The 4,579-nt window shown below is 41.4% G+C and carries 5 protein-coding genes; 4 read left to right on the top strand and 1 reads right to left on the bottom strand.

Going from position 1 to position 4,579, the window contains the following annotated elements; genetic code table 11:
- The 3 genes from QZ359_RS07535 to QZ359_RS07525 all read left to right on the top strand — a co-directional run.
- Window positions 1-264: CppA C-terminal domain-containing protein (locus tag QZ359_RS07535; protein WP_293965196.1), on the top strand; the 264-nt coding region annotated here is incomplete at its 5' end.
- Window positions 261-1,196 (top strand): serine hydrolase domain-containing protein, encoded by a 936-nt coding sequence (locus QZ359_RS07530; protein WP_293965194.1) that lies wholly within the window; start codon window positions 261-263, stop codon window positions 1,194-1,196. The genes QZ359_RS07535 and QZ359_RS07530, both read left to right, overlap by 4 nt.
- A gap of 8 nt (window positions 1,197-1,204) precedes the next feature.
- A complete protein-coding gene (locus tag QZ359_RS07525; RefSeq protein ID WP_084926887.1) occupies window positions 1,205-2,101 on the top strand; it encodes a DMT family transporter in 897 nt (298 codons plus the stop codon).
- A 44-nt stretch (window positions 2,102-2,145) separates the two neighbouring features.
- Here the strand turns inward: QZ359_RS07525 and QZ359_RS07520 are convergent, their stop codons facing one another.
- Window positions 2,146-2,844 (bottom strand): GntR family transcriptional regulator, encoded by a 699-nt coding sequence (locus QZ359_RS07520; RefSeq protein WP_000936183.1) that lies wholly within the window; start codon window positions 2,842-2,844, stop codon window positions 2,146-2,148.
- Window positions 2,845-2,985: 141 nt separating this feature from the next.
- On the opposite strand from QZ359_RS07520, the gene guaA reads away from it, so the two are divergent.
- Complete coding sequence (guaA, locus tag QZ359_RS07515) at window positions 2,986-4,548, top strand: glutamine-hydrolyzing GMP synthase (protein WP_041171154.1); 1,563 nt, start codon at window positions 2,986-2,988, stop codon at window positions 4,546-4,548.
- Window positions 4,549-4,579: the final 31 nt, after the last annotated feature.

Raw genomic sequence — 4,579 nt, 5'->3', positions numbered from 1 at the left:
CACCTCCCAACGGGTGTCCAAAGTTTCTTGGGAGTATCTGAAATTGGGGCGTCACTTGATTTTATCCCAGCTCAGGGTCAAGATTTGACTGTGGACAATAAGGTTACTTGGGACTTATCTATGCTCAAGTTCTTAGTCAATGAACTAGATATAGAAAGTCTTCGCCAGAAGTTTGAGTCTACCGAATATTTTATTCCTAAGTCTGAAAAATTCTTCCTTGGTAAAGATAGAAATAATGTTGAATTGTGGTTTGAAGAAGTATGAAGTGGACCAAGATTATTAAAAAAATAGAAGAACAAATCGAGGCAGGGATTTATCCCGGAGCCTCTTTTGCATATTTTAAGGACAATCAATGGACGGAGTTCTATTTAGGCCAGAGTGACCCAGAGCATGGCTTGGAGACTGAGGCAGGTCTAGTTTATGACCTAGCCAGTGTCAGCAAGGTTGTTGGGGTTGGCACAGTTTGTACCTTTTTGTGGGAAAGAGGTCAATTAGATATTGACAGACCAGTAACCGATTTTTTAGCTGAGAGTGATTATCCAGATATTACTATTCGTCAGCTCTTAACTCACGCTACAGATCTTGATCCTTTTATTCCCAATCGTGATCTTTTAATAGCCTCAGAATTAAAGGAAGCGATGTTTCATCTCAACAGACGAAATCAGCCAGCCTTTCTTTATTCAGATGTCCATTTTTTGCTGTTGGGTTTTATCTTGGAAAGAATCTTTAATCAAGACTTGGATGTGATTTTACAGGAGCAAGTCTGGAAACCTTGGGGAATGGCGGATACCCAGTTTGGGCCTGTTGAGCTTGCTGTTCCAACAGTTAGAGGTGTCGAGGCAGGTGTGGTACATGATCCCAAGGCTCGTCTCCTGGGCAGACATGCTGGTAGTGCTGGTTTATTTTCGACTGTAAAGGATCTACAAATCTTTTTAGAACACTATTTATCAGATGATTTTGCAAGAGATTTGAGTCAAAATTTTTCTCCTTTGGATGACAAGGAACGTTCTTTGGCCTGGAATTTGGAAGGAGATTGGCTAGACCATACGGGCTATACAGGTACCTTTATCATGTGGAATCGCCAGAAGCAAGAAGCGGCTATTTTCCTATCGAATCGTACCTATGAAAAGGATGAGAGGGCTCAATGGATTGTAGACCGCAATCAAGTGATGGACTTGATTCGCAAAGAAGAGTAAGGAGAGACATGTCAAACAGTTTAAAAGGGACTCTATTAACAGTTGTGGCTGGGATTGCTTGGGGCTTGTCAGGAACGAGTGGCCAATACCTGATGGCACACGGAATTTCGGCTCTGGTTTTGACCAACTTGCGTCTTTTAATCGCTGGTGGGATTCTCATGGTCTTGACTTATGCTACTGCAAAGGATAGAATGCTGGCCTTTTTAAATGATAGAAAGAGTTTACTGTCTCTTCTCATTTTTGCTCTAATTGGTCTCTTCCTCAATCAATTTGCCTATCTAACTGCTATTCAGGAGACCAATGCAGGAACCGCGACGGTGCTTCAGTATGTTTGTCCTGTCGGGATTTTGATTTATAGCTGTATCAAGGATAAGGTGGCACCGACACTGGGAGAGATAGTTTCTATCATATTAGCCATTGGAGGGACCTTCCTGATTGCAACTCATGGGCAGTTGGACCAGTTATCCATGACACCTGCAGGCCTGTTCTGGGGTCTCTTTTCTGCTCTGACTTACGCACTGTATATCATTTTGCCCATAGCCTTGATTAAGAAGTGGGGGAGCAGTTTGCTCATTGGTGTGGGAATGGTCATAGCTGGTTTGGTCGCCCTTCCTTTTACAGGGGTTCTACAGACTGCTATCCCAACTAGTCTTGATTTTCTCCTTGCATTTGCGGGCATTATCCTTATCGGTACTGTCTTTGCCTATACAGCCTTCTTAAAAGGAGCCAGTCTGATTGGACCGGTCAAGTCAAGCTTGTTGGCTTCTATTGAGCCAATTTCGGCAGTTTTCTTTGCCTTCCTAATTATGAATGAACAATTTTATCCTATTGATTTTCTTGGTATGGCAATGATATTGTTTGCTGTAACTCTGATTTCGTTGAAAGATTTAGTCTTAGAAAAATAAAAAGACTCTTTGTCGTCCGTGACAGAGAGTTTTTGCGTGGTAATCTAATTATTTTCAAGATAAAATTCAAAGCGTTCGCCTACATACTGACTTTTTACGTATTCAAATGCAGTACCATCTTCTAGGTAGGAAACCTGAGTCAAACCTAGAATAGCATGTCCTTTTTCAACTTCCAAATAGTGGGCAATTTTTTCCTTAGCAAGACGAGCATAAATAGTCTGCTGTGATTTACCAATACGGTAGCCGTGTTTTTGCAGAGTTTGAAAGAAATGACTGGTGATTTCTTCTTTTTTAAAGTCCTTAATGAATTTTTCAGGAATCGAAGCAACTTCATAAACCAGAGGAACTTGGTCGGCATAGCGAACACGTTCCATTCGGATAATATTCTCCGTTGGAGAAATTCCTAGCTTGGCAACTTCCTGTTCATTGGGAATGGTTTTTCTGTAGGAAATGAGTTGGCTAGAGGGTACTTTACCTTGGGACTTAACAATTTCAGTAAAACTGGTTGTCCCTCGCATCTTTTCTTGTACACGTGTACTGGATACAAAGGTGCCACTTCCAACTCTGCGCTCTAAAACACCTTCTTCAACTAATAGAGATATAGCTTGGCGGAGGGTCATGCGACTGACCGCAAACTGCTCTGCTAAATCTCGTTCACTTGGAAGTCTCTCACCGATGGCCCAACGATGTTCGTCAATATCCTTTTTAATCTGGTCATGGATTTTCATATAAGCGGGTAGCATATTTTTCACTTCATTTCTATCTTTTCTCTATTGTACCCCAATAAACTAGAAAAAGTCAAACTTCGCCTTGTTTAGTTGGTAATTCGCCCTTATTTGTGATAGAATATTGAAAAAAGATATTTCTTTTGAGAAAGGAAAAAGATGAGCAACATTTCAACTGATTTGCAAGATGTAGAAAAAATCATCGTATTGGACTATGGTAGCCAATACAACCAGCTGATTTCACGCCGTATCCGTGAGATTGGTGTTTTTTCAGAACTAAAAAGCCATAAAATTTCAGCTGCTGAAGTTCGTGAAATCAATCCTGTAGGAATTATTCTATCAGGTGGTCCTAACTCTGTATATGAAGATGGTTCATTTGATATTGACCCAGAAATCTTCGAACTTGGAATTCCTATTTTGGGAATTTGTTACGGTATGCAGTTATTGACCCATAAACTTGGAGGAAAAGTTGTTCCTGCAGGTGATGCTGGAAATCGTGAATACGGTCAATCAACCCTAACACATACACCATCAGCTCTTTTTGAATCAACACCTGATGAACAAACTGTATTGATGAGCCATGGTGATGCAGTTACTGAAATTCCTTCTGACTTTGTTCGTACAGGTACATCAGCTGACTGCCCTTATGCAGCCATTGAAAACCCTGATAAACATATTTACGGTATCCAATTCCACCCAGAAGTTCGTCATTCTGTATACGGAAATGATATCCTTCGTAACTTTGCTCTTAACATCTGTAAGGCTAAAGGCGACTGGTCAATGGATAACTTCATTGATATGCAGATCCAAAAAATTCGTGAAACCGTCGGTGATAAACGTGTCCTTCTTGGTCTATCAGGTGGGGTTGACTCATCTGTCGTTGGGGTTCTTCTCCAAAAGGCTATTGGCGATCAATTGATTTGTATCTTCGTAGACCACGGTCTTCTTCGTAAAGGAGAAGCGGACCAAGTTATGGACATGCTTGGTGGTAAGTTTGGTTTGAATATCGTCAAAGCAGACGCTGCTAAACGTTTCCTTGATAAACTTGCTGGCGTTTCTGACCCTGAACAAAAACGTAAAATCATCGGTAATGAGTTTGTCTATGTATTTGATGACGAAGCAAGCAAGCTCAAAGATGTGAAATTCCTTGCTCAAGGTACCTTATATACCGACGTGATCGAGTCTGGTACGGATACAGCTCAAACTATCAAGTCACACCACAACGTGGGTGGTCTTCCAGAAGACATGCAATTTGAATTGATTGAACCACTCAATACTCTTTATAAAGATGAGGTTCGTGCTCTTGGTACAGAGCTTGGTATGCCAGACCATATCGTATGGCGCCAACCATTTCCAGGACCAGGACTTGCTATCCGTGTCATGGGTGAAATCACTGAAGAGAAACTAGAAACCGTTCGTGAATCAGATGCTATCCTTCGTGAAGAAATTGCCAAAGCTGGTCTTGACCGCGATATCTGGCAATACTTCACAGTTAATACAGGTGTTCGTTCAGTCGGTGTTATGGGTGACGGTCGTACGTACGACTACACAATTGCAATCCGTGCTATTACCTCGATCGATGGTATGACAGCTGACTTTGCCAAAATTCCTTGGGAAGTCCTTCAAAAAATCTCAGTACGTATCGTAAACGAAGTGGATCACGTTAACCGTATCGTCTACGATATTACAAGTAAACCACCTGCAACAGTTGAGTGGGAATAGTCATCCAAGGACTCATTTATGTATTTTCACT

Origin of the sequence: Streptococcus sp. (genome assembly GCF_019414905.1) — a bacterium.
Classification (GTDB): Bacteria; Bacillota; Bacilli; order Lactobacillales; family Streptococcaceae; genus Streptococcus.
This window is presented reverse-complemented; position numbering and strand designations above follow the sequence as displayed.

Bases quoted from the DNA above. Each gene is read 5' to 3' on its own strand.
- QZ359_RS07530 (WP_293965194.1), top strand. From the start codon at position 261: ATGAAGTGGACCAAGATTATTAAAAAAATAGAAGAACAAATCGAGGCA.
- QZ359_RS07525 (WP_084926887.1), top strand. From the start codon at position 1,205: ATGTCAAACAGTTTAAAAGGGACTCTATTAACAGTTGTGGCTGGGATT.
- QZ359_RS07520 (WP_000936183.1), bottom strand. From the start codon at position 2,844: ATGCTACCCGCTTATATGAAAATCCATGACCAGATTAAAAAGGATATT.
- guaA (WP_041171154.1), top strand. From the start codon at position 2,986: ATGAGCAACATTTCAACTGATTTGCAAGATGTAGAAAAAATCATCGTA.